This is a genomic window from Fodinibius salicampi, from assembly GCF_039545095.1.
GTDB lineage: Bacteria > Bacteroidota > Rhodothermia > Balneolales > Balneolaceae > Fodinibius > Fodinibius salicampi.
The window spans coordinates 26,707-53,270 of sequence record NZ_BAABRS010000006.1 but is presented as its reverse complement, the minus strand read 5'-3'; the positions used below and the strand labels follow the sequence as shown (position 1 = coordinate 53,270).

Sequence of the window (26,564 nt, the reverse complement as noted above, 5' to 3'; positions counted from 1 at the left end):
CTATTCCGGTTTCCAGCTTCTCATCTTTTCTCCAATCACCTCGCGTAGACGGCTTACCGGTACGCGGTCTTGGGTCATATCGTCACGATAACGAATCGTAACGGTATCCTCTCCCTCAGATTCTACCCCATCGAAATCAACGGTGATACAGAAGGGAGTTCCGGCTTCATCCTGGCGGCGATAACGTTTACCTATAGAACCCGACTCATCATACAGCACATTGTAATCTTCGCGCAGATCGTGCTCAATTTTGTGCGCGAGATCCTGCAGCTTATCTTTTTTGATAAGTGGGAAAATACCGATTTTCGTTGGTGCTATCTTTGGGTTAAGCTTTAACACTGTACGGCTATCTCCATCTACTTCCTCTTCTCGATAGGCATCACAAAGTACCATCATTACAGCCCGATCCAATCCAATAGACGTTTCAATTACATAGGGAGTGTAACGCTTCTGCTTCTTTTGGTCATAATACTCCAGCTTTTTTCCGGAATACTCATGGTGCTGACTCAAGTCAAAATCTGTTCGATTGTGTACCCCTTCTACTTCCTGCCATCCTATGGGATATTCATATTGAATATCGGCGGCAGAAACCGCATAGTGAGCTAGTTTATCTTCCGGATGGGGATGGGTACGCAACTTATGCTCACGAATACCCAGTTCTTTATGCCAATCCAATCGTTTAGATAACCATTTTTCATAATTTTCTTCATCCGTTCCGGGTTCCACAAAGTACTGCATTTCCATCTGCTCAAACTCGCGCATTCGGAATACAAACTGCCGGGCAACCACCTCATTGCGAAAAGCTTTCCCGACCTGTGCGATACCAAAGGGAATTTTTTGGCGGGCGGTATCCATCACGTTCTTAAAATTCACAAAAATCCCTTGTGCTGTTTCAGGGCGCAGATACACCGCATCATCATCGTCTCCCGAAGAGGTCGCACCAAATTGGGTTTTAAACATCAGATTAAATTGACGCACATCCGTCCAGTCAAACGCCCCAGATTCGGGTGCCCGGATCTCATTTTCTATAATTAACTTATGGAGATCTTTGCACAAACCTTCGCGTTTGCCCGTTGTATCCAACAGCTCTTGGAGTTCATCAGCCTCCTCTTCCTTACCGTCTTTACGAAGTTTTGCGATATGTTCTTCCACCAGCATATCTGCCCGATACCGTTTATTGGACTGCTTATCATCAATCATCGGATCGTTGAATCCCTCCACGTGTCCGCTGGCCTCCCACACTTTGGGATGCATAAAGATAGAAGCATCCAGCCCCACAATATTATCGTGATACTGAGTCATCACCTTCCACCAGTGATCCCGGATATTACGCTTTAATTCGGTTCCCAGCGGACCATAATCATAGACGGCCCCCAAGCCACCATAAATTTCTGATGATTGATAAATAAACCCGCGGGCTTTTGCCAGCGAAACAATAGTATCTAAATTTTCGAGTTCAGTAACGGACATGTAGCTACAGTTTCTTTGTTATTTGATGCAATTCAAGAATGCTCAAAGATAGAAAAAAATATGTCTTTAATTAATGATTAAGATTTAATGATTTTATTGCGATATTTAGCACCGTTAATCGCAGCAAAAAAATAACCTGATGAAAAATCTTAACGTTGGAATTTTAGGTGCCACTGGTGCCGTCGGACAAAAATTTATCCGTTTACTCGAAACCCATCCCTGGTTTACTATAAGTTCACTGGGAGCTTCGAAACGATCAGCCGGAAAAAAATACAAACAGGCCGTCCATTGGATTGAAAAAACCGAGCTACCTTCCAACGCATCAGACATTGTAGTTACCGAATGTATCCCCTCGGAATTCGCTGATGTTGACTTTGTCTTTTCAGGTCTGGATTCATCGGTAGCCGGGGATATAGAAAAGAGTTTTGCTGAAGCAGGAATACCTGTTATCTCGAATGCAAAGAATTATCGCACGCACGAGCAGGTTCCATTATTGGTTCCGGAAGTAAATCCCGATCATGCTGAACTCATCACAAAGCAAAGCTTCAGCAAGAATGGTGATGGGTGGATTGTCACCAACCCGAATTGCGTATCGGTACCGCTTTCCATGTCGCTTAAGCCTCTCGACGATGCTTTTGGCATTGAGGCTGTTGTTGTGACTTCTATGCAATCGATCTCAGGGGCTGGATATCCCGGCGTAGCCAGCCTGGATATTGTAGCAAACGTGGTGCCCTATATTGGTGGTGAAGAAGACAAAGTGGAAACCGAATCAACCAAATTGCTTGGACGTGTAAATGAAAACAGCATTGCCTACAGAGATTTCCCCATCCAGGCAACGGCCGTACGGGTTCCGACGGTCGACGGACATCTGCTTTCCGTTTCAGTATCATTAGAAACTAAACCTGAGAGCATAGATGAAGTGCGAAAGGCCTTTACCGATTGGAAAAATCCAATTGCTGAACTTGACCTACCGTCCTCACCTGAAACTCCGGTACGTTTATATGAGGAAGACCGTCATCCTCAACCGCGACTTCATGCAGATCGTGAAGGCGGCATGCAAACAGCTGTGGGTCGTCTGAGAAAAGGAAAAGTAATGGACATAGGATATGTAACCTTGGCTCATAATACAATCCGCGGAGCAGCTGGTGGAGCCATCTTGAATGGCGAACTATTGGCTGCCAAAGGCTATTTTAAGTAAATTCACTCTTAATTTATCTGGATCGGAGTAACATGTATCCCTCGTGATAGCATTGCTCCGATTCATTTTTTAACGCTCTCCTTCCATCTTCTCAAGTTTATATTCGGATAGCCGCATACGAGCATGAGAGATTAAATTTTGTGCTTCATCCCGATCACTCCGCTTTATTTCAAGCGTACGACTCCCCGGCTCTGTGCCCGGAAGTCCGTTAAAAGCTTCCATCGAGTTTCCCTCCAATACAATTTTACCTCCGAACCAACCCTTCTTAAAGGTAATCTCCTGTAAATTATCAAAGGGAATTTTAATCGTTGATACTCCTGATTTGATCATTCCAAAAATACTGTCCTGTTCCTCGTACTCAATCTTCAGGCCATTCTCTTCCAACCCAATGAGTCCCTGAATCTCTTTCAGGCCATGAAATATATTTGTGATTTTAAATGGTACCGTCTGGCGATCAATCATAAGAATGCAAATTTATGCTTTTGGTTTCTCTACAAGCATGATATAAAAAAAATCTAAAAAATTTTGTAAGGATTTACCTCTGAAACGTACTTACTAATAGAACGTTTGAAAGAGAACGTATAAGCCGTTGAAATAGAGAGCAATCAAATGTCCTTCCGGGATGAGTCGGTTGAAAGCTGGCTCATCCCCTTTTTAAGTTCAAGGCCATTTTAGAGGGACTCTCCTTTTCTAGCTTTTACAAATCAAGAGATTTTAATATAAATAATATGTCCAACAACAAGACCCGACTATGTCTGTTGCTGATTCTCATTTTGGCGATTCCTTCAATCGGTTACGGACAATCTGTTAATTTTGAAGATGGCTTTGAAGATGGAGATTTTACAGAAAATCCCTCATGGTCCGGAGACGATAGCCTTTATACCATCACATCGGAAGAAGAGAATCATCTTCTAAAGCTAAATGGCAATGCAGGAGACAATCCTGCCTACCTCTCCGTTCCTTCAACCTCAATATCCGGAAGCTGGGAGTTCTATATCAAACTCGATTTTTCTCCTTCCAGTGGCAATCGTGCTGATATTTTCCTAATGAGCGATATTCCAGATCTGACAGGACCCGTTAACGGTTATGCCTTACGCGCCGGCGAAAACGGATCTGAAGATGTTTTTCGCATTGTTCGTTATAACAATGGAGCCGAAGAAGCAACTGTTCTTTCCGGCACCACCGATATAAGCGGTGGCGGTGCATTCAGAGTTAAAGTCAGCCGGGTCGCAAGTGGTGAATGGACCCTTGAGGTGGCTCAAGGTTATGATGGAATCCTATCTCAAGAGGGAAGCATCGAGACAGATAACACATATACAAGCTCCAGTTATTTTGGCATCCGATCCACATATACTTCTACCCGATCAGATAAATTCTTTTTCGACTTTAAAATTAATCTTCCCCCTTTTGCTATTACCGAAACAGTTGCAGCAGATAACCAGGTTACGGTCTACTTTAACCGGCCCTATGATCAATCAACCGTGGAGGTATCGGACTTTTCCATAAACAGCGAGATAGGATCACCTGCTTCCATAAGCCATACCGACTCGGTCACCGTAACCCTGGACTATAACAACAATTTCCCGTCGGGAGAATACATCCTCACGGTTGATAGCATAAATGATTTAAACGGAAAAACGATTACTACTACAGCTGGCTCTTTTATCGTATTTGGATATTCAACCCCCCAGGATGTCATTATAAACGAGTTTGTATACGACCCTCCCTCCAATTTTGGTGAATACATAGAAATTAAAAACAGATCGGATAAATACCTGAACCTTCAGGACTGGCTCGTCGGAGATGAAAGCGGTGCAACTAATATTGCAACCGAGGAGCTTGTGCTGGAACCAAATGAATTTATGGTGTTATCATCGGATACTACTACCCTATTTAATACATTCGGGAATCAGTCATATGTACAGGTATGGTCACTACCGGCACTGAATAATACGGGAGACGCAATCAAACTCATATCTGATGAGGGCGAACTAGTTGATTCCTTGTATTACATCTCGGCCTGGGGCGGAGAAGATATAGCATTAGAACGCCGTTCAGATTCAACACCAGCTATATACAAGGGAAACTGGGGCAATTCATCTGCATCGCTGGGCGGGACTCCAGGACAGTCCAATCAAATTTCAGCTGATACACAGCCCCCTGCTCTTACCCGGCTTAGTATAATCTCCGATAATACACTACAACTGACTTTCGATGAGCGAATTGACTCTACATTTTCCAACAGCTCTAATTATCAGATCAGCAATACCAGTATAAATTCGGTTACTGGATTAGCTCCAGATACAGTTCAACTAACGTTATCCCCTACCCTGGTCAATGCCCGGGAATACCAGCTCGAACTTTCAAGTATTGAGGATATTTTCGGCAATACTATTAGCAGCTATGATACCACATTCACCTATTTTGAAATATCATCCGCTGATTCCGGAGATGTATATATCAGTGAATTTATGTTTGATCCTCCTGAGGAAACACCAGAATATATTGAACTACATAATCCGACAGACCAAACTTTCGATCTCAGAGAATGGACTATAAATGACAATACGGGCAATCAAAGACCAATTACATACCATCAAAAGTTACTACCTCCGGATGAATTCATCGTTTTAACAACAGATTCGACCCTCCTGGAAATCTATCCGGATATTTCAATCATTGATATGGCATCCCGATTCCCTGTTTTAAACAATAATGGAGATGCTATTGTGCTCCGAGATTCTTCGGACATATTGTTGGATTCCCTGCAATATTCTCAAACCTGGGGTAAAAAAGAAATTGCATTGGAACGACGCAGCGAAGAATTATCCGCCAAGTATAAAGAAAATTGGGAAAATGCGCCTAACGATTTTGGAACTCCAGGTCAACCGAATGAAATAGAACCGGACGCCACGCCCCCTTTGTTTACTGATTTATTGATTAGTGGAATTCAAACCATAAGACTTACTTTCACAGAAACCTTGGAACGTGCTTCGGCCAATGATGTAGCTCATTACTCTCTTTCAACTGAGCTGGAAATCACCGATGCCTCACTTTTAACTGATGATTCAATAGAACTTACGTTATCTGACTCCCTACGCAATAACAAAGACTATGGCCTCACCGTAACTGGCCTTACGGATCTTTTTGGGAATATTACAACTGAGCAGGACACCTCTTTTACCTATCTTTCAATCTCATCGGTGGATTCCGGGGGCGTATTCATTAATGAGTTTATGCCTGATCCACCGGATGAGTACTCGGAATACATTGAGCTCTATAACCCAACATCTTATTCATTTAATATTCAGGGTTGGACAATTAATGATAATACCGGCAATCTGAAAACTATCACGACCGAAAGGTATATTCTTCCACCTGAAAGTTTTATTGTTGTTGCACCTGATCAAAGGTTACTCAATCACTATAACAATATTCCAATTATTCCGATAAGTAATCGCTTTCCAGCACTTAACAATAGTGGAGATAACATTGTATTGCGTGATTCTTCGGGTACGCTATTAGATTCTTTACAATATTCAGGATCATGGCGCGTATCCCAACAAGCCCTCGAGCGGCGAAGCCACAAGCTATCAGCAGTATACCAAGCTAATTGGGGAAGTGGAGATATTGGTCCGGGCTCTCCGGGTTACAAAAATACGGTATCACCCGATACACAAGCGCCTGCTTTATTTTCTTTTCATATATCCGGGCCCAAATCCTTTCAACTTTCTTTCGACGAGTGGATTGATGCTACCTCTTTGGAGAATAGCTTTTCTTTTGCCGAACCTCATCAAATTGCAGATACCCGTTTCCTTCCACCAGATACGGTCAATATCACACTATCTGAATCATTTCAAAATGCTCATTCCTATACGCTTGAAATTGATGGAATAAAGGATCTTTTTGGGAATATACTCTCTAATTCTGACACTTCATTCACCTACTACGAGATTAGTCCGGCAGATTCGGGACAAATATTTATTAATGAGTTTTCCTATAATCCTGCTCCCGGAGAAACCGAGTATATCGAAATATATAATTCTACCAACCAATCCTTTAACCTGAAAGAATGGACGCTGAATGATAACCGCGGGACTCCCATCCCCTTAACTCCGGAGAAGTTAACCTTTCCACCGAAAAGCTATGTTGTTCTTGCTCCTGATAATACTCTACTGAATAAAAGTCCGAATATGAATCTTGTTGAAATGGGGAATCAATTCCCTGCTCTGAATAACAGCGGCGATGATATTGTTTTAAAAACCAGCGACGGTACTTTACTGGATTCCCTGCAATACACTTCCAGCTGGGGTGGAGATGAAACAGGGTTAGAACGAAAGGTAACTAATGTTTCCGGAACGTTTAGAGAAAACTGGGGGCCTGCCCCTGATGATGGCGGAAGTCCGGGTCGACCAAATAACATTCTAAAAGATCAAGAACCGCCGAAACTGGCAAAACTCTACCCGATTGATGAATCAAAGGTGCAACTGATATTTTCAGAAACCATTACCACAGCAAGTGCGGCGAACTTTGCAAATTATAAAATATCTCCCGCTCGGGACATTCAGCTTGTATCGGTAAAGTCCGATTCTGTTACATTATTTCTGTCTGAGTCCCTAATTTCAGGCCAAACCTACGAAGTTACTGTTTCAAACATCTCAGATATTTTTAAGAATTCAAGCACTTCAACAAGCCAGAAAATCGAGTACTTACATCTTGAAGAGGCGGTACACAATGACATCGTGATCAATGAAATCATGCATCTCCCCGCAGGTGATCAGGCTGAATTTATAGAACTCTATAACAGATCTGATAAAAATATTGATCTTACCAACTGGTCCTTCGGTGACGTTACGAGTGAAATAACCATTACGGAACCTATTCAGTTTCGGTCTCACAGCTATCTCACCATCAGTGGAAGCACTACTTTTGCTCAGGAAAATAACAATGCTATTAGCTTGGCGGCATTTCCGAACCTAAATAATGCAGGCGATGCCCTTTTTATGAGGAATGAAGCTGGAGAAACCATTGATTCGCTTTACTATGAAGCATTCTGGGGAGAAAACAGGAAAGGATATTCTCTGGAGCGAAAAGATCCGTATTCGGCTTCAAATGATGCTTCCAACTGGCAAAATAACACTTCAGAAAACAACCATTCAGCCGGAGTCCAAAACATCAGTTTTCAAGAGGACAATGTTCCACCAAAGCTTATATTTGCCAACGTTCGCGCTAACAACCAGATTGAAGTTCATTTTGATGAATTCATCAGGATAAATGACGATATTCAGTTCACTGTAGACGGCAAAACTCTTGTTTCCAATTCCTTTGACTCATCCAATGCCAATAAGCTTCTCCTTCAGGAATTCCCCACAGAGCTCAAAGGAAAAGATTCAAAACTAACGGTATCAAACTTCTCTGATTTTCGGGGAAATATAACCGGAAGCAACAAAATTTCTATTGCTCAACCGGTACAGTCCAAGGATCTAGTCATTAATGAAATTATGTTTGACCCGATAAATAATCCTGGTGATAATCAAGGCGATCAAAGTGAATACATTGAACTCTATAATACACGGGATTACGCCTTGTCTTTAGAAGGGCTCATATTTCACGACGCCCCGGATGAGAAAGGTTCGGTTCAAACACTTCAACCGGTTTCAACCACCGCCAAGTGGGTCCACCCACATGAAACCGTACTAATATATGGCGATCAGATCCAAAATTTTGAACAATCTAAACTGGCTGACTTTTATGATTTAAAATCTACCAATATGCAAGATATCGTTCGCATTGACCGAAACAGTTTAAGCTTAGCCTCCAGTAATGATGCTATCTATATTTCCGATAGTTTGGGAGCCGTAATTGACTCGGTTCACTACAGCGATGAATGGCATAACCCCAATCTACTTGATACCAAAGGAATCGCCCTTGAGCGTATTGATCCGGATGGCCCAACGAATATCTCATCAAACTGGAGTTCAAGTGTGGAATCGAAAGGAGGTACACCAAAGGCTCGAAATTCCATCTATCAGGATCAGCCTCCAAATCCGCAAAATACAGGAATTAATTTTGCCCCCAACCCCTTCTCACCGGATGGGGATGGCTATGAGGATAACCTGATTATTTCCTATAAATTGGATCAGTCAGATTACCTACTCCGCGTTAATATTTTTGATCGCTATGGAAGGCATATCAAGGAGCTTGCAGATGGCAAACCCGCCGGGTTTGAGGGAACACTGATCTGGGATGGCCGCCGTGAGGACGAACGTCGCAACCGCATAGGTATTTATATTATCGTTTTTGAGGCCTATGACAGTACCTCCGGTAAAGACAAAGCATTTAAAAAAACGGTGGTGATCGCACGAATACTAAATTAGCAATTATTTTTTTATTAAACTTATCCATGTCTGTCGCAATAATGTAATATTATTTGAAAGCATCTCTTTTTTCAATACTCTGCGGATCTTTCTACCTTTCATCAAATCTTTTTTAACCTTTCGACAGCTGCATGAATAATAAAGCTCCTATTGGTATTTTCGACTCCGGAATAGGCGGATTAACGGTGATGAAGGATATTGTTGAGCATCTGCCTTCATACGATTATCTCTATCTTGGTGATAGTGCACGAACTCCATATGGAAATCGATCATTTGAATCTATTTACCAGTTCACACTGCAGTGTGTTAAGTTTCTCTTCAAGCAGAACTGCAGCCTGATTATACTGGCCTGCAACACGGCATCTGCTAAAGCATTGCGTACCATTCAGCAGCGGGATCTTCCCACAATAGCGCCTGAAAAACGAGTTCTCGGGGTTATTCGTCCTACCGCAGAGGTCATTGGCCTCCATTCCGATACAGGGCATGTAGGGGTATTGGGAACCTCCGGAACGGTGCAATCAGGCTCGTATGAGATTGAAATTGCACAACAGTTTCCCAATCTGTCAATCTACCAGCAAGCCTGTCCGATGTGGGTACCCTTGGTAGAGAATCATGAACACAATGCACCCGGTGCCGATTATTTTGTGACCAAATATCTGGATCAACTTCAGCAACAGTCACCGGCTATCGATACGCTTCTGCTGGCCTGCACGCATTATCCACTGCTTTTGCCCAAAATCCGCCATACGCTGGATTCCAATATATCTGTACTAAGTCAGGGTCCTATCGTAGCGGCAAGCCTGGAAGATTATTTACAAAGGCATCCTGAAATTGATGAAAAATGTTCAACAAATGGAACGCACCGGTTTTTAACAACGGATGCTCCGGAACTTTTTGACCAACATACCTCTACCTTTTTTGGGCAAACAGTAGAATCTGAATTTGTTAAAGTATAAAACAGGCCGGTTTATTCAATGCATAAACGAAAATTAGCAGTTATTGGCGGAGGTGCTGCGGGGTTCTTTGCCGGCATTAACGCCGCTCGGCAATACCCAGAATTAAAAGTCACCATATTTGAACGAAGTCGGGAAGTACTCTCGAAAGTACGTATTTCCGGCGGTGGCCGGTGTAACGTAACTCACCACTGCTTCGATCCTGCAATACTGGCAAAGGCATATCCGCGTGGACAAAAAGAATTACGATGGGCATTTGAACAGTTTCAGGCAAAAGATACCGTAAACTGGTTTGAGCAACGGTGCGTGGAACTGAAAACAGAGAGCGATGGGCGCATGTTTCCGGTAACTGATGATTCGAAGACCATAATCCGCTGCTTGAAATCAGAAGCCCAGAAGCATGGTGTGGAAGTTCGCACCAAAACTGCTGTAACTAACATTACTCCTATTGATGATAATCGCTACCAGGTTGGCCTTCACGGCCAACAGTCAATGAGTAGTGATGCGGTCGTTATTGCTACCGGCGGATCTAATCGCAGCAATAAGTATGACTGGCTGCGTGAATTGGGTCATTCGATTGTTGAGCCGGTCCCTTCCCTCTTTACCTTTAATTTTCGACATAAAATATTCGAGGATCTGGCTGGCATATCTGTTCCTGATGCTTCTGTTGCTATCAAAGGGACAAACTTCCGGCACGAAGGCCCTATTCTCATTACCCACTGGGGATTAAGTGGGCCAGCTGTGCTCAAAACTTCTGCCTGGGCTGCTCGATATCTCTATCAGGAGGATTATCGATTTGTCATAAAAGTGAACTGGCTTCATCCAAAAACGCAGCAGGAAGTCCGGGCGGTAATAAACCAGCTTAGGAATCGTAATGCCCGGAAGAAAATTACCAAGCAAGATCGCTTTCCCCTCCCCAATCGGCTGTGGAAACGCTTTTTAGAACTGACAGAAGCCAATAACCAATTGCGCTGGGCCGAACTTTCCAATGAACAGGTACACCGGCTGGTACAGTACCTCACGAATGCGGAATATGAGATTCAGGGGAAAACAACGTACAAAGAAGAGTTCGTAACCAGTGGGGGCGTCCCGTTGGATGAAATCGATATGGGAACCATGGAAAGTAAACTTCGACCCAACCTCTATTTTGCCGGTGAAGTACTCAATATTGATGGTATCACCGGAGGATATAATTTTCAATCGGCATGGACTACCGGCTGGATTGCCTCAAAACATCTATAAATAGAATAACCGGTTTTTATAACAACTTACTTGCCAGGTTCGCAAGTTCAGAGCGTTCGCCCTTCTCAAGGTTAATATGAGCATACAGGTCATTATCCTGCATTCGATCTATCAGAAAAGAAAGTCCATTACTCTGCGTATCCAAATAGGGCGTATCAATCTGGTAGATATCACCGGTAAAGATAATCTTGGTATTCTCTCCGGCCCGTGTGATAATGGTTTTCACCTCATGTGGCGTCAGATTCTGAGCCTCATCCACAATAAAAATGATGTTTGACAAGCTGCGTCCCCGAATGTATGCCAGGGGAATGATGCGAAGCTTTTCAGTCTCTACCATTTCTTCAACTTTCTTATACTCCTTACTATTCTGTGTAAATTGATTCTTGATAAACGTCAGGTTATCCCATAAAGGCTGCATATAGGGATCAATTTTTGAATTAATGTCGCCAGGTAAATAACCAATATCGTTATTACTGAGCGGTACAATAGGGCGGGCCAAATAAATCTGTTGAAAGTTATGGCGTTGTTCCATAGCCCCGGCCAGCGCCAGCAGTGTTTTTCCGGTTCCAGCAGCCCCGGTAATGGTTACCAAAAGGTTTTCCGGATTCAAAATGGCATGCATTGCAAAAGTTTGTTCAGCATTACGGGGCTTTACCCCATAAGCGGTTTTCTTTCTAACCAGCTCGATTATCTCTTTTTGATCATTATAGTAGCCCAGAGCCGAACTGGAATGATTTTTCAAAATATAAAAATGATTACTGGTAGGTGCTTCAGAAGTGACAGCATCAATATCTAATATCTCTTTTTGATAGAACCGGTCAATAATATCGGTATCGTCATAGCAAATCTCCGTTTTGCCTCTGTAAAAATGATCGATATCCTTAATTCGAATAGTCTCGTAGTCCTCAGCATCTATATTCAACGCCCGGGCCTTAATACGCAGATTAATATCTTTAGAAACCAAAACAACTTTCTTTTCAGGCTCTTTCTCTATCAGTCTGAGTACGGAATTTAGGATCCGGTGGTCATTTTTCTTTTTGCCGAACACCTCTGCAGCATCCACCTCACTATTCTCATCACTGAGCACCCGAAGTTTCCCATGTGTTTTTCCGTTGAGTGGAATCCATTTCTGCAACAAATTCTTATCAGAAATCTTGTCCAGGTAACGACTAAACTCCCGGGCGTGGAGATTGATTACATCATTTCCCTTCTTAAAAGTATCAATCTCTTCCAATACTGTAATTGGAATAGCAATATCATTCTGCTGAAAATTCTTAACGGCATCAGAATCATATAAGAGAACGGAAGTGTCGAGAACGTATATCTTTTGCTTTTTAGCCGAAGGCATAGCGTATAACTTTAATTGAAAATAAGACCCGTAAACCAAACCCTTGATATTACAACATTATATAATCACTCTGTTAGAGTCAATATTAAATATTTGTTAACTGATTAAATCTTATCCACCCAAATTTCAATCTATAGTCAGGCTGTATAGGGCTATAGAAGTAGCAATAGCAGCGTTCAAACTTTCTACAGCTGGTTGGTCATGAAAAGCCGGTATTACGGCCTGTGTACGATCCTTTTTAATAAGTTTATTGTCAATGCCATGTGCTTCATTTCCGACTACAACAATCGTTTTTCTGTTTGCCTGTACTTCCGATAGAGGCGCCGAATCACTGCTTTTATTGAGCAATATGACAGACCAATCATTCTCTTCGAATTCCGGCAGGATATCCAAAAGATCCCCATTAAGATATCCGACCGCTCCTGTGGCTCCTGCCGTACTGCGTACAACTTTGGGATGAAAAAGATCGACGGTTCCTTTGCCGGAGAGAAGTGCTGCAGCGCCAAACCAGGATGCCGTACGAATGATAGTTCCCACATTTCCCGGATCTTGAATAGAGTCCAGCGCAATAATTATCCCCTCCTGGTCACACAATTTACTCACGGTGGTTTCATCCGGCATTTCACATAATGCCAAAACTCCCTGAGGATTTTCGGTATCCGTAACCTCATGAAATATTCCGGTATCCAGTTTCCTTGCATCAAGCCTTTTGATCCATGGCAGCCATTCATCCTGCGTCCAATAATGTTGGGAGTCATCAAAAAATAATGTTTTAATCGTTACCACCTGATTTCCGGCAATTTGTCGAACAGCCCGATCGCCCTCCACAAAAAAGAGGCGTTCACTATAGCGGTGTTTTTTCCGATTTAGTTTTCTGAGAAGTGTTTGCTGACGATTAGAGGCTGATATCATTTTTTATTTCGTAGGAACTAAGATTAACGGAAACCCAATTTTAAATAACGAGCTTCTGCTTCAAAACTCAAAAAGTATCCTTATCTTAATCACAAACCAATCAAAAAAAGAGTAAAACCATATGGATTTTTTAAAAAAGCTAGGCATCGAGGGCACTAATCCGGGTACAAGCACCGGCCAGAAGTTTTACGGGTCAGGTGCAAAGGAAAAGCTATCGAGCTACACTCCTATTGATAATACCCAAATTGCTGATACTACCATAACAACACGGGAAGAGTATGACAAAGTAGTTGAAACAGCCCAAAAGGCATTTAAAGAATGGCGTATGGTTCCTGCTCCCAAACGAGGCGACATTGTACGTCAGATTGGCCTCGAATTGCGGGAACACAAGGAAGACCTTGGGCGTCTGGTGACTTATGAAATGGGTAAGATTTACCAGGAAGGTCTCGGGGAAGTACAGGAAATGATTGATATCTGTGATTTTGCCGTCGGTCAGTCACGCATGCTATACGGAAAGACCATGCAGTCTGAACGTCCCCGCCACCGTATGTATGAACAATGGCATCCTCTGGGAATAACTGGAATTATTTCAGCCTTCAATTTTCCGGTAGCCGTGTACAGCTGGAACGCCATGATTGCGGCTATATGTGGAAATGTCATGATTTGGAAAGGATCTGAAAAAACTCCTCTGTGTGGTATTGCCGTACAAAATATTATTGCTAAAGTTCTGAAGCGTAATGATCTGCCGGAAGGAATTTTCAATCTCATTACCGGTGATCGCGAAGTAGGAGAATGGATGACCGAAGATGAGCGGATTCCCTTAATCTCTGCTACCGGTTCCATCCGGATGGGACGGGAAGTAGCTAAAACTGTGGGCGCACGCCTCGGAAAAACGATCCTTGAACTAGGGGGAAATAACGCTATCATTGTTTCTAAAGATGCAGATCTTGAAATGGCTGCCCGTGCGATTGCGTTTGGCTCTGTAGGTACCTGCGGACAACGCTGTACTTCTACCCGTCGACTAATTATTCATGAAGAAGTTTTTGACCAGCTTAAAGAACGACTGGTTGAAATTTATAAAGATGTTAATATCGGTAATCCCCTGGATGAAGATACACTGGTGGGACCGCTCATTGATCAAGACGCTGTTAACAGTATGCAATTCGCCCTTAACGAATTAAAAAAACAAGGTGGCGAAGTTGTATACGGTGGAGAAAAACTTGATGATAATCATCTGGAAGGAAATAACTATGTACGACCAGCAATAGTCACAGCTAAGAATGAATGGGATATCGTTCAGGAAGAAACGTTTGCTCCTATCCTTTATCTTATAAAATACCGTGACTTCGACGAGGCTATTGCGAAGCATAATGGCGTCAAACAGGGACTCAGCTCCTCTGTTTTTACTCTTAATCTCCGCGAAGCGGAAACCTTTTTAAGTGCTCGCGGTTCTGATTGTGGCATTGCTAATGTGAATGTCGGTACTAGTGGAGCCGAAATAGGAGGAGCCTTCGGTGGAGAAAAAGATACCGGAGGAGGACGAGAATCAGGTTCGGATGCCTGGAAGGCCTACATGCGCCGCCAGACCAATACTATCAATTGGAGCGATGAGCTACCATTAGCCCAGGGGATTGAATTTGAGGTAGATTAAAACTGGTTATTATACGTCTACATCCCAATAACAAAGCCCCGGAATGGGGCTTTGTTATTGAAGAAACATAATCGAAATCATTATAAAATAGTTACAGATACCCCCGCTGACAGAACTTGTTTAATCTGTACTTTTTTGGAATAGTCATCGTCATAGATAGTTACATATTGAAAAGACATATTCATAAAATTATTAATCTCTCCGATAATTTCATTAGAAAAGTGCACATCTGTACTTGAAATACTACGCTGCAGGTTCGTAAAAGTTTCTACCGAGCTAATAAGACGAATATTACTAAAAAGCTCTTTCTCAAAGTACATGGCTGCTGAATATCCCGGTTCAAAACGAAACCTTTCTCCTGCTTCCAATCCATAGCGCTCTGATAGCGATGTATCTTCAATAATCGTTTCTTTCATAGCCATACCCGCCTGAGCAGAAAAATAGTCTACCGGTGTAAATGCAATACCTAACACCTGTGTAAAATAAGCGGGAGCAAAAGTTTTAGAAATTAATTCGGGCTCTACCGTATCCGGAACACTATAGTTAAAGCCTTTATCAAACTGCGTGCTAAAGTTAATATTTGCAAAAGCACTCCACTTTTTATTATCGAACAAATAACTAAATTTATTATTGATGGCAAAGCGATCATCCGTTTTGCGTGTCCCCTCATTTTGTATTCTTGCCTTCCCATATTTCAGATTTGTATCCAAAGCATAAGCAAATCGATCATACCGGTATTTAAGGTTAAAAACAGTAGAGGCAGTAACACTAATGGTGTTGGTCCCTCCCTGACTCCAATTATTATAGGCTGCCTGGGCACCATTTAATCCACCGGACCATCGAGCATCCCATCCATCAAGCGTATCTGCAACAACTACTGTATTATCGATGCGTGACATATCCCGAACGGAAATATCGCCGTCATCTTCCAGCAACTCACTTATCTTTATTGCCTCTTGGCCGAGAGCTGGAACTGAGCTAAATAATATTAGGAATAAAATGCTTACAAAGCAGACTTGTTTACCCATCAAATGGATAGAAATTATATTAATAATAAAAGTTGAATTTAAAATACGGAAAATAACCTCAATAGAAAAGGAGTCTCACCGGCGATCGAGTTGAACTTCCCGAACCTTTCCATCTGTTACAACCACTTTCACATGTTCATTTAGTTTAGTTGGTAGCTCCATACCATAAAATTCAGCTTTGACCGGGAATTTGCGATGTCCACGATCTACGAGTACCGCTGAATGAATTTCTTGAAGTTCCAGCTCCTTAACAATGGTCGTCAATGCAGAAAACATCGTTTGCCCGGAAAAGATGACATCATCTACAATGATAACAAACAAATTCCCATCGTACTCTTTTTGCATCCACTCCGGATCTGCTGATATTTCCTTATCTAATCGAAGATGTTCAATCGATACTTCTTGTTCGATAACTTCATCTAAATGCTTAGCTAAGAGGTTGGCCACTGCTAAGCCCCGCTGGTTGACCCCGAGTAATAATATAGATCGATCAGTTTTGTTCGCTTCATTAATCTGATGGGACATCCGTTTCATTGAGCGCTGAATACGATCGAAGGTCATAAGCGTGAGCGTGTCTGAAATAGGCATATTACTTTTTAATACTAAAGTTAAATTGAATTCTTATTGTAGTTATATTCCTTTTTATTTAAAATACATTTTATATGATGACTTATAATCATTCCTGATAATTAAAGAAAGAGGGTACCAAAAAATATTCATTCAAACAGGGAATTCCTTATTTTTAGAAGCTACGGATTATATCCCCAGAGATAAAGACGCCTTTATCGATGCCAAATAACAGACCTACATATCGGGAAGAGCTACTCCATTGGATTTGGGAAAACCGCCAATTTTCCAGCCAAGACCTTCAAACGACCCACAAAAATAACGTAGCAATTCATTTTCCCGGATATCATAACAAATCTGACGGACCCGACTTTTTGAGAGCTGAAATTACGATTGGTCAATTCCGGTGGTATGGTGATATTGAAATACACTGGAAACTGTCCGACTGGCGAAACCATAATCACCAACAGGATTCACGATACAATAATGTCATTCTCCATGTAGTATTTGAAGAAACAAAGGAAAGAATACAGCGGCAAGATCAAACTAAAATACCTACTCTTTGTCTCTCTCATTATGTATCTCAACCATTGGAATCCTTCTTAGTTGAATACCTGAGACATCCCCAGCTTCCCTGTGCCAAGCACCTTTCCTATATATCAGAAGAGGCTTTTTTAAAACAACTAAATAAGGCACATAAAGAATACTTCGAGCAAAAAGTTGAAGATCTGCTCGAATTCTATGATCCTGATCTCCCTCCCTCTCAAGCGTGGGTTAAGCTACTTGTTATTTCTCTTTTCGACGGGCTGGGTATTTCTCATAACAGGAAGGCGATGCGTCAGCTGGCACATATTCTTTTACACGAAGAAACCCATTGCTCCTCTGCAGAATCTTTAACAAATCGCGCACTGACAATTTCAGGTCTGCACGAAAAGGAACATGACCGTGCTCCGGATTTTGAATGGAATCACAAAGGCTGTCGCCCCAATAATCATCCCGAAAAACGTGTCCCTCAAGCCACATTGGCTTTATATCATATAATAGACCAACCTTTCAAAAGGTGGATGCAAGAAGATCCCAAAGAATTGTGGAAAGAGCTTATCAATACAAAAAATGCAAATCCTTCCATCGGAAAAGAAAGAGGTGAGATTCTATTTGGAACAGTTTTTCTGCCTGCCTTATATTTACTTGGGCAGTTATTTCATTCAGCAAAAATAAAAAACAGAAGTTGGTCTTTATGGAAAACCCACCGCGTATCGTTGCCAAAATCGTTACTAAAAAGATTAAACGATACCGATCTAAAGTCTTCTGTCTATAAAAGAAAACTTGGTACCATCCACCAATTAAGGCACTACTGTAAAGCCGGACGGTGTCAGAAATGTTTTGTATTCAAAAACGAAATTTCCTCTTGATTTGAACTCAGCAAATCCCTATTATCTGTCTCTCTTAAAAAGAGAGAACAAATTGCCCGGTCGTCTAATGGCAGGACAGCGGTTTTTGGTGCCGTCAGTGGGGGTTCGAATCCTCCCCGGGCAACACTCCAAAGCATTTAAACAGAAAGGATGACTGCAAAGCCATCCTTTTCTTTTTATTTTAAACTTTTGAAATAGGTTTCGTTGGATACGCCTTTAGCCATATTTGCCGGACGCAGCAATATAGCTCTTTCGCGAGCTGTAGCTGAGCAATACGGCACTTCGTTAGGTGAGGTAACCATAAAACCTTTTTCAGATGGCGAACTTTATGTAAAGTATGAGCAGAGTATTCGTGGAGAGGATATATTCGTAGTACAATCCACAACACCTCCGGGTGATAATATTATTGAACTCTTGCTCATGCTGGATGCTGCAAAAAGGGCCTCTGCAAAGCGTGTAACGGCTGTAATGCCCTATTTTGGATATGCCCGGCAGGATCGGAAGGATCAACCGCGCGTTTCCATTGCTTCCAAGCTCATGGCCAATTTACTTACAGAGGCCGGGGCTGATCGTATATTAACTATGGATCTGCATGCAGCTCAAATACAGGGTTTTTTTGATATTCCGGTTGACCATTTATATGCCAGCCGGCTTTTTATAGATCATTTTAGCGAGCACCCAATCGATAATTTGGTTGTGGTTGCTCCTGATGTAGGAAGCCTTAAAATGGCTCGAGCCTACGCCAAACAGCTTAATGCACGGCTTGCATTTATTGACAAGCGTCGCCCAAAGCAAAATGTGGCGGAGGTAATGAATATAGTTGGTGAGGTAGAAGGTAAAAACGTGCTGATTGTTGACGATTTAATTGATACAGCAGGTACTCTCACAAATGCGGCCTCCGCACTAAAAAAACGAGGGGCACTAGATATAAAAGCAACCTGCACGCATCCCATTTTATCGGGACCTGCGTTTCAACGTATTGAAGATTCTCCAATTGATGAACTTTTGGTAACAGATACCGTGCCATTGCGAAAGCCTTCGAACAAAATTAAGGTATTGAGTGTAGCAGGGATTTTTGCTGAAGCAATTCAGCGTATCCATACCAACGATACAATAAGTGCACTATTTGACGATTAACTTGGTAACCACAAACACGAAAGCACTAACTCTAATATTATACACTTTAACAAAACGTTACTGAATTATATACCAATAGCTGGAAATACAGTTTTTCTTGGTGTTTTGTGCTTTAGTGGTAAAAAAACTTAACAGAATTATGACTACGCCTGAAGTTATTACATTAAATGGGAAAAAAAGAGAAACCGGCCGTAAGGCTGCAGATGCGTTGCGAGATGCTATGCGCGTTCCAGCTGTATTGTACGGGCCGGAAGTGGATGAGAATGTTCACTTCTCTATTGACGAGCTTGAGTTTGAAAAAATATTAGCAGATAGTAAGCGTCAAATTATTGAGCTGGAAATTGACGGAGAAACCTATCGTACGCTACTTAAAACGACAGAATTTCATCCGTTAACAGATCGACCCGTTCATGTAGATTTTTACGTGCTTGCCGATGATCATAAAGTTACTATCAGCGTACCCATCCATCTGGAAGGGACTCCTGTGGGCGTAACAGAAGGAGGCGGACGTATTTTCCAGCCCATGCATATCCTTCGTATCCGAGTTACACCAGATCTTATTCCGGGAGTATATACCGTTGATATAAGTGATCTCAAAATTGGAGATTCATTGCACGTCAGTGACCTCGAACTTGAGGGTATTATTCCACTGGATGATCTTGCCCGAACAATTGTTACCATTCGTCCTCCAAAATCCGAAGAACTCCTCACTTCCTCTCTTATTACCGAAGAGCCAGGCGAAGAAGAGCTCGAAGAAGGCGAAGAACCTCTTGAAGGAGAAGAAGCCGAAGGTGAAGGAGAAGAAGCCGAAGGTGAAGGTGAAGAAGAGGACACTGAAGAAGGTGGTGAACAATAATACTTCTCAAACCGATGCTAGTTTATTATGCCTATCATTGTAGGTTTAGGGAATCCCGGACGTAAGTATGAAGGGACCCGACACAACATCGGTTTCAAGTTTATAGATCAACTGGCAGAATCACTGTCTGTACGAATGGGGCCCGGTAAGGGCCCTTTTCATATAGGTAAAACAAGTCGTGCTGGGAAAAATATTTATCTGGTTAAACCTACTACCTATATGAATAACAGTGGAGATGCTGTACAACAGGTTCTCAACTGGTATAAAACAGATATAGATTCCTGTATGGTTTGTTATGATGACCTGAACCTTGATATTGGCACGATTCGGTTACGGCCCGGAGGCAGCGCAGGAGGACACAATGGTATTAAAGATATCATTCAAAAACTGGGCACTGAGAATTTTCCGCGTTTACGTTTGGGTATAGGTAATGAGTTCCCAAAGGGACAGCAGGTAAATTATGTCCTCTCCCCTTTTACTGATAAGGAAGAACAGGCTATCAATGCTGCCATCGATAGAGCAATTGACGCCGTTTTTACCTACGTTAGGGATGGTATTGAGCAGGCTATGAATGATTATAACTGATTAAAAAATCACTTTTAGTATCTCGCATCCATTTTCATGATCTCTAATATAACAGGCTTTTAATAACCAAACGGTATCGGTCATGGATATATTCAAACTGTTTTTTAATCATGATCAATCTCTTGGAGACCTAAAGGAAAAAGATACTACCCAGGAACAGGATTCCAGACTGGCAGACTTCATGAAGCCCTCTCCTACCTACTCCACCTTTTATATTACCGGTACAATTCTACCAGAAGAACAACTCGGGCTGAGTACCCTGCAGCAAAGCTCCCAAATAATTGATCAGCTGGGAAAAGTTTTTAAAAATCGAACTATTCATACTGCTGAGGATACGTTCCAAAAACTGGATATGGCCTTAAATCATGTACAAACCGGCCAAACTTTAATTTTAAATACTAATACTAAAAAGAGTACATATAACTTTCCGGCCCTTGCTTCCGATGATCAATCAGCCCCTATCCTTGGAGAATTACTACAAACAGAAGCATGGGTTATATCAAAGGTTCAGGCACCCCATGGTTATGATCTCTACCTCTATTCAAGAAAGAATATTTATCCCGATCTTTTTGCGGCATTCAAGCCCTTGATAGGTGAGCAATTACGATTTTTTAGCATTAATCGTAAACGCATCAGAACGGATCGACAATTCTATTTTGAGACTAATTCACTTAAAAAGCCACCTCACGGAGCCGAAGAAGTTTTTCCGGATACGACGCTATAATTTATAAACTCCATAACACTGCTTAATAATGTTATTTCTTATCCCCACTTTTTCCATCGGCCTTCAGGTGGCTTATAATCAATAGCCTGTCACTTTTTTCGGGATCAAACTCTTCTCCCTTATAATCCCCAAACACATCATCTATTATCAAGTTGTTTGCAGACATTTTTTCCTGAAACCAATCCAGATCATACAACTTAACGCGTTCTGAATAATGACGGGTTTCTTCGATATTATCGCCTGAAAAAGTGATATCTTTATATACAGAATCTTCTTCTATATACCGATGTATGCGATAGTTAATGCTTTTCAACCTGCCTTCATCAGAGGTTTGAAGTTCATTTCGAACTTTAGCCGCATTAAGATAATCGATTACAAAAATTCCATTGGCAACCAGCATTTGCTTCACACTTTTAAGTACACTGATGTTTTCCTCATCAGATTTAAAATATCCGAAAGTTGTAAATAAATTCAGTATAGCATCGAATTTTTCCGGGAGTGGATTGCGCATATCACGAACCTCAAAACGTATGTTCTCAAGGCCTTCCGCTTTGGCCTGCTCTCTGGCGGTTGTAACCGCACGTTCCGAAAGATCAACCCCCGTCACCTGATATCCATTCTCATGCTTTTTAGCTGCTTTTTTATATAAATGAATCGCATGGCGTCCCCTTCCGCATCCCAGATCTAATACTTTTGCCCTTTCCTGAAGGGAAAGATAGTCTTCAAGAAAATCAACTAATAAAGCAGCCTCCTCTTCATCTCTGTCGGCATACAGTATTTCATAAAATGGACTGTCAAACCATTCTTCAAACCAATCCATGTAACTTAAATTATGTTCTAATTCTAATATATGATCATAGAATGAAAAAAAAATCCACCCTTATTGCAAACTTCACTTTTATATTTGTCAAGCTTTTAGTTATTTAAAGTTAACAGCGTTAAGTGAACCAATAGGTATCATCTGCAAGTATAACAAAGTAATAATGGAATACATTCTTATTCCCTTTTAAATCCAACCTTAATTATTAACGGAGGTTTTATGCGAAGAATAATAGCTACACTATTCATCCTTTTTATGTGTTCGGGCTCCGCTTTTGCCAGCGGATTCTCGATCTATGAAGCCAGCGTCCGGGCAAATGGAATGCTTGGCGCTTTCTCTGCCTATGCTGATCATGTATCTACCATCTATTATAATCCTGCAGGATTAAGCGGCCTCGATGGGTTAAGAATTAGTACAGGTGCCACAATTATTGCCCCACGATCCACTTTTAGAGGTCCTTTTGCAAGTTCTGCAGCCTTTCCGAGCAGCAATAGGAGATACGATATGGAAAAACAGAACTTTTTTGTTCCGAACTTTTACGCTTCTTACGAAATAAAAGAGGGATTAACGGCCGGCATTGGCGTTTATGCCCCCTTTGGGTTAGGGACAAAATGGAATCAGAACTGGGTTGGACGAACAGAGGCCATTAACAGCTCTATTGAGACTATTTTTGTTCAGCCCACTATAGGATATCAGCTGCCCGATTTTGGTATTGGGAATATTAAAGTTGGGGCAGGGCTCATGATTGCTGCTCATGGTAAAGTTGAACTCTCGCGTGCTGTCGAAGATTTTGCCGTAGAAGATGACATCTTTTCCCTGGATGGTGAACTTGACAAACCGGGGATTGGCTATAATTTAGGTCTCCTGTATGAGCCAGACGAAATGGTAACCCTAGGGTTTACTTACCGAAGTAAAGTAGAGACCAAATTTAGTGGCAGTGCTGACTTTGGTGATCTGCCTACTGCGCTCTTCCCTTCGGATACCGAGGGAGGCACCACCCTTGAGTTACCCGCCAATTGGGTTGCGGCCTTAAATGTCCAGGCCTCCGAAAACCTGAGCCTTGAAGTAGATTATGTATGGTGGGGCTGGTCGAGCTATGATGAACTGGTCATTGAATTTGACCAGCCGATACCCGCTTTTGGGTCTAATCAGCTTGCAAACACAAGAGGATATGAAAATTCCTGGCAGCTGCGTGTTGGAGGAGAGTATTTAAATGCCGGAGTTGAAGGGTTGGATCTACGGGCTGGCATAGCTTATGATGAATCTCCCCTGCCCGCGGAATATATGGACCCTACTCTTCCCGATTCCGACCGCTGGCTCTTTTCCGGTGGGGTAAGCTATGACTTGACCGATTATCTGACAGTGGATGCATCTTATATATTCATCCGCGCCAAGGAGCGTGTGAATCGAGAATCAGAAAATGGATTCCATGGCATTTACAATACCCATGCCAATCTTCCCTCTCTCGGTTTAACGATGAAATTTTAAGTATAAAGGAGTTCAACTATGAAATTACGCAAACGATCACTTCATTTTGTTCTGACGCTCGTTATAGCGTCACTGACACTATATTCCTGTAAAGATTTTAATGATGTAACCTTTGAATCCAACAGCGGTGATGCCGATTTTTCTACGGTTGCAGCAGTAGGTAATAGCTTGGTTGCCGGAACGCAAAGTAATGCTTTATTTGAAACAGCCCAGCGATACTCTTTTCCCTCTTTAGTAGCGGGACAAATGGAATCTGTTCAGAATTTCGAACAGCCATTGATAAGCAATCCCGGTATCGGTGGACGCCTGGGACTTTCAGATGATCTTTCAGGTCCCACCCAAACAGACGAACAAGGTCAGCCTATCAACGCAGAACTTGATCGCCCCTATAATAACCTGGGAATTCCGGGAGCTATTTTGGCTGATTTCCTGGGTCAAGACTTACCCAATGCCCCTTATTCTGCCCGTCAACAGAATAACCCTTTTTTCGATATCGTATTAAGAGATTTGGGCAATACTCAGGCTGAACAGCTTGCCGCCCTCCAACCCTCTTTTGTAATGTTCTGGCTGGGTAATAACGATATCCTCGGTTATGTTACGAGCGGAGGAACGCAACCCTATGTTCCTCCCAGCGACTTTCAGGGGTTGTACCAAGCTTCTATGCAGAGTCTTGCTCAAACAGAAGCTGACGTGGTACTCTATAATATCCCGAATGTAACTACTATTCCTTATGTATTTTTTCTCAGGGAACAATTGCTGCAACAAGAGGTCATTACTTATGATGAACCTACACAATCATACCGACTAATAACTCCACAAGGAAACCTCCCCATATATATAGAGACAGCTAATGGAACACGGATCATGAGCGAAAATGACTTCCTCTTACTTCCTGCATCTGACTATTTTGCAGGAATTCAGTCTGGAAACACGCCTCCTCCCGTAACGCCGGATAATCCCGTGCCAAATAATCTGGTATTGGATGGGCCGATCACTTCTCCCCCTACGGGACAGTCTGAGCTTGCCCAGGCTACCAGTGTTGTTCAAGAATACAATAGCATCATTACTTCAGCTGCATCAAATCATAACTATGCCCTGGTGGATATCCATACCGCTTTCCAACAAATACTCAGTGAGGGCGGAAGAGAAATAAATGGAGATATGATGCGTCCCGTGCCCGGGGAACTCTTTAGCTTTGACGGCGTACATCCCAGCAATCATGGCCATGGAATCGTGGCTAACCTTACTATTGAAACTATCAATAATACATATAACGCTAATCTTCAGTCTATCGACCTTAGTACTATTCCCCGTGGGCTTCCGATCAACAATTAAAAAACTGTTAATGCTTGCTTATTAGATAAAAAAGGAGCCGTAAGTTACGGCTCCTTTTTTATGCACTAAACATTTCGAAACCCTTAAATGAGTTTGTATCTTCTGCTGAACTTTAAATTATACGCAGCATGACTTTCAGAGAAAAACTAAAGACAGCCATACAAACCTCTAATTCTACCCTCTGCGTAGGGCTTGATCCCAATCTCGACCGATTACCTGCCGACCCTAAATGGATTAGTGATTCTCCTGCTCAAAAAGTTGAACAGTTTCTTAAAACCGTAATTGATGCAACCTCAGATTTTTGTGCAGCTTATAAACCCAATCTTGGTTTTTTTGAGGCATTGGGTCCTGACGGATGGGATACTTTCGAAGAAATTCTGGACTATATTCCCAGTAACAAGATTATTATTGCTGATGCTAAACGAGGAGATATCAGTTCCACGGCCGAACACTATGCAAAAGCATTTTTCGAACAATTTGATATAGATGCTATTACATTAAATCCGCTCATGGGCTTTGAAACCCTGGATCCTTTTCTGTCTCATTCGTCCAAAGGAGTTTATGTCCTTACCCTGACCTCCAATCCCGGAGCCAAAGATATTTTGCTTCAGGAGCTCTCCGACGGACAGACCGTTTCAAGCTATATTTCAAAGCAACTAAGCAAAAAACAAGCCTCGAGTGATACATCCATTGGAATGGTTGTAGGTGCAACTAAAGCACAAGATCTAGGTCCCGTTATTACCCCTTTTCGAAAGGCTCCCTTACTTATACCCGGCATCGGCAAGCAGGGCGGTTCAATTACTGAATTAAAAAATGCTTTACATCAACATCAGGGGCTTCCCCTCGTCAATTCCAGCAGAAGCATTATTTATGCAGGTGAAGGTTCAGCTAATTGGGAGAAAAGTGTGGCCAGAGCTGCAGAGAATTATAAAAAGAGATTAGGTCCAATTACAGAACAATATGTCTAAGAAAAGAAAGAAAACAGTTATTGTCTTTACCGATGGAGCCTGTAGCGGCAATCCTGGTCCAGGCGGTTGGGCGGCATTGCTGCAATGGAACAGTAAGGAAAAAAAGATTACAGGGGGAGAATCACACACAACCAATAATCGCATGGAGATGCGCGCCGTGATTGAAGCCTTGAATGCCATTAATCAGCCGTGCCACGTAAAAATTCACAGTGACAGCGCACTTATAGTCAATGCTTTTAAACAAGGATGGATTGATGCCTGGCTCAAACGTGGATGGAAAAAGGCCAATAAAAAGCCGGTAGAAAACAAGGATTTATGGGAAGAGATGCTTACTGCTATGCAACCGCATGATGTGGAGTGGATCAAAGTGAAGGGACACTCCGATAATGAACGGAATAACCGAGTTGATGCGTTGGCGGTAGAGGCCTCAAAACGGTTCCAATAACCCTATCTTGCAGGGATTTATTGCAATAAGCCCCTGCTTCATGACCAC

The 26,564-nt window shown here is 42.2% G+C and carries 21 protein-coding genes and 1 tRNA gene; 15 read left to right on the top strand and 7 right to left on the bottom strand.

The features are described 5' to 3' along the window. Positions 1 to 1,470: a glycine--tRNA ligase gene (locus tag ABEB05_RS16515; protein ID WP_265791835.1), complete on the bottom strand. Its 1,470-nt coding sequence runs from the start codon at positions 1,468 to 1,470 to the stop codon at positions 1 to 3. Positions 1,471 to 1,609: 139 nt separating this feature from the next. On the opposite strand from ABEB05_RS16515, the gene asd reads away from it, so the two are divergent. Then, positions 1,610 to 2,668, top strand: coding sequence for an aspartate-semialdehyde dehydrogenase (gene asd / locus ABEB05_RS16510; protein WP_265791836.1), 1,059 nt, complete (start codon positions 1,610 to 1,612; stop codon positions 2,666 to 2,668). Between the two features lie 69 nt (positions 2,669 to 2,737). Here the strand turns inward: asd and ABEB05_RS16505 are convergent, their stop codons facing one another. After that, positions 2,738 to 3,130, bottom strand: a complete 393-nt coding sequence (locus ABEB05_RS16505) for a hypothetical protein (RefSeq protein WP_265791837.1) — start codon at positions 3,128 to 3,130, stop codon at positions 2,738 to 2,740. Between the two features lie 266 nt (positions 3,131 to 3,396). Here ABEB05_RS16505 and ABEB05_RS16500 point away from each other — a divergent pair, with 266 nt between their 5' ends. The 3 genes from ABEB05_RS16500 to ABEB05_RS16490 all read left to right on the top strand — a co-directional run bounded on the left by ABEB05_RS16500 (position 3,397) and on the right by ABEB05_RS16490 (position 11,240). Continuing rightward, positions 3,397 to 9,045 (top strand): lamin tail domain-containing protein, encoded by a 5,649-nt coding sequence (locus ABEB05_RS16500; protein WP_265791838.1) that lies wholly within the window; start codon positions 3,397 to 3,399, stop codon positions 9,043 to 9,045. Positions 9,046 to 9,176: 131 nt separating this feature from the next. Further along, positions 9,177 to 10,001 carry a glutamate racemase gene (murI, locus tag ABEB05_RS16495; RefSeq protein WP_265791840.1) on the top strand — a complete coding sequence of 275 codons (825 nt, stop codon included), beginning with the start codon at positions 9,177 to 9,179 and terminating at the stop codon, positions 9,999 to 10,001. An 18-nt stretch (positions 10,002 to 10,019) separates the two neighbouring features. After that, positions 10,020 to 11,240 carry a BaiN/RdsA family NAD(P)/FAD-dependent oxidoreductase gene (locus ABEB05_RS16490; RefSeq protein ID WP_265791842.1) on the top strand — a complete coding sequence of 407 codons (1,221 nt, stop codon included), beginning with the start codon at positions 10,020 to 10,022 and terminating at the stop codon, positions 11,238 to 11,240. A 16-nt stretch (positions 11,241 to 11,256) separates the two neighbouring features. Here the strand turns inward: ABEB05_RS16490 and ABEB05_RS16485 are convergent, their stop codons facing one another. Beyond that, complete coding sequence (locus tag ABEB05_RS16485; RefSeq protein WP_265791844.1) at positions 11,257 to 12,588, bottom strand: PhoH family protein; 1,332 nt, start codon at positions 12,586 to 12,588, stop codon at positions 11,257 to 11,259. Positions 12,589 to 12,714: 126 nt separating this feature from the next. Then, a complete protein-coding gene (locus ABEB05_RS16480; protein ID WP_265791846.1) occupies positions 12,715 to 13,500 on the bottom strand; it encodes a TrmH family RNA methyltransferase in 786 nt (261 codons plus the stop codon). Between the two features lie 121 nt (positions 13,501 to 13,621). On the opposite strand from ABEB05_RS16480, the gene amaB reads away from it, so the two are divergent. Next, positions 13,622 to 15,151, top strand: coding sequence for an L-piperidine-6-carboxylate dehydrogenase (gene amaB / locus ABEB05_RS16475; protein ID WP_265791848.1), 1,530 nt, complete (start codon positions 13,622 to 13,624; stop codon positions 15,149 to 15,151). Between the two features lie 80 nt (positions 15,152 to 15,231). On the opposite strand, the gene ABEB05_RS16470 is transcribed toward amaB, so the two are convergent. Both ABEB05_RS16470 and ABEB05_RS16465 read right to left on the bottom strand, forming a co-directional pair. After that, the gene (locus tag ABEB05_RS16470; RefSeq protein ID WP_265791849.1) at positions 15,232 to 16,179 is read right to left on the bottom strand and encodes a DUF3078 domain-containing protein; all 948 of its coding nucleotides are present in this window, start codon (positions 16,177 to 16,179) and stop codon (positions 15,232 to 15,234) included. A 75-nt stretch (positions 16,180 to 16,254) separates the two neighbouring features. Further along, the gene (locus ABEB05_RS16465) at positions 16,255 to 16,767 is read right to left on the bottom strand and encodes a phosphoribosyltransferase family protein (RefSeq protein ID WP_265791851.1); all 513 of its coding nucleotides are present in this window, start codon (positions 16,765 to 16,767) and stop codon (positions 16,255 to 16,257) included. Between the two features lie 200 nt (positions 16,768 to 16,967). On the opposite strand from ABEB05_RS16465, the gene ABEB05_RS16460 reads away from it, so the two are divergent. The 6 genes from ABEB05_RS16460 (at position 16,968) to ABEB05_RS16435 (ending at position 21,460) form a co-directional block, all read left to right on the top strand. Further along, the gene (locus ABEB05_RS16460; RefSeq protein WP_265791852.1) at positions 16,968 to 18,158 is read left to right on the top strand and encodes a DUF2851 family protein; all 1,191 of its coding nucleotides are present in this window, start codon (positions 16,968 to 16,970) and stop codon (positions 18,156 to 18,158) included. Between the two features lie 53 nt (positions 18,159 to 18,211). Continuing rightward, positions 18,212 to 18,282 (top strand) — tRNA-Gln (locus ABEB05_RS16455). An 80-nt stretch (positions 18,283 to 18,362) separates the two neighbouring features. After that, the gene (locus ABEB05_RS16450; protein WP_265791853.1) at positions 18,363 to 19,295 is read left to right on the top strand and encodes a ribose-phosphate diphosphokinase; all 933 of its coding nucleotides are present in this window, start codon (positions 18,363 to 18,365) and stop codon (positions 19,293 to 19,295) included. 139 nt (positions 19,296 to 19,434) lie between these two features. After that, the gene (locus ABEB05_RS16445) at positions 19,435 to 20,151 is read left to right on the top strand and encodes a 50S ribosomal protein L25 (protein WP_265791854.1); all 717 of its coding nucleotides are present in this window, start codon (positions 19,435 to 19,437) and stop codon (positions 20,149 to 20,151) included. A gap of 27 nt (positions 20,152 to 20,178) precedes the next feature. Next, entirely contained in the window at positions 20,179 to 20,736 is a 558-nt protein-coding gene (pth, locus tag ABEB05_RS16440; protein ID WP_265791856.1) for an aminoacyl-tRNA hydrolase, read from the top strand. Positions 20,737 to 20,818: 82 nt separating this feature from the next. Beyond that, positions 20,819 to 21,460, top strand: coding sequence for a hypothetical protein (locus ABEB05_RS16435; protein ID WP_265791858.1), 642 nt, complete (start codon positions 20,819 to 20,821; stop codon positions 21,458 to 21,460). 31 nt (positions 21,461 to 21,491) lie between these two features. On the opposite strand, the gene ABEB05_RS16430 is transcribed toward ABEB05_RS16435, so the two are convergent. Continuing rightward, positions 21,492 to 22,280 carry an SAM-dependent methyltransferase gene (locus ABEB05_RS16430; RefSeq protein WP_265791860.1) on the bottom strand — a complete coding sequence of 263 codons (789 nt, stop codon included), beginning with the start codon at positions 22,278 to 22,280 and terminating at the stop codon, positions 21,492 to 21,494. Between the two features lie 219 nt (positions 22,281 to 22,499). On the opposite strand from ABEB05_RS16430, the gene ABEB05_RS16425 reads away from it, so the two are divergent. From ABEB05_RS16425 to rnhA, 4 genes are all read left to right on the top strand, one after another. After that, a complete protein-coding gene (locus tag ABEB05_RS16425; RefSeq protein ID WP_265791862.1) occupies positions 22,500 to 23,768 on the top strand; it encodes an OmpP1/FadL family transporter in 1,269 nt (422 codons plus the stop codon). A gap of 18 nt (positions 23,769 to 23,786) precedes the next feature. Continuing rightward, complete coding sequence (locus ABEB05_RS16420) at positions 23,787 to 25,103, top strand: SGNH/GDSL hydrolase family protein (protein ID WP_265791864.1); 1,317 nt, start codon at positions 23,787 to 23,789, stop codon at positions 25,101 to 25,103. Positions 25,104 to 25,231: 128 nt separating this feature from the next. Beyond that, entirely contained in the window at positions 25,232 to 26,071 is an 840-nt protein-coding gene (gene pyrF, locus ABEB05_RS16415) for an orotidine-5'-phosphate decarboxylase (RefSeq protein WP_265791866.1), read from the top strand. Continuing rightward, entirely contained in the window at positions 26,064 to 26,516 is a 453-nt protein-coding gene (rnhA, locus tag ABEB05_RS16410; protein ID WP_265791868.1) for a ribonuclease HI, read from the top strand. The genes pyrF and rnhA overlap by 8 nt, the downstream gene beginning before the upstream one ends. Positions 26,517 to 26,564: the final 48 nt, after the last annotated feature.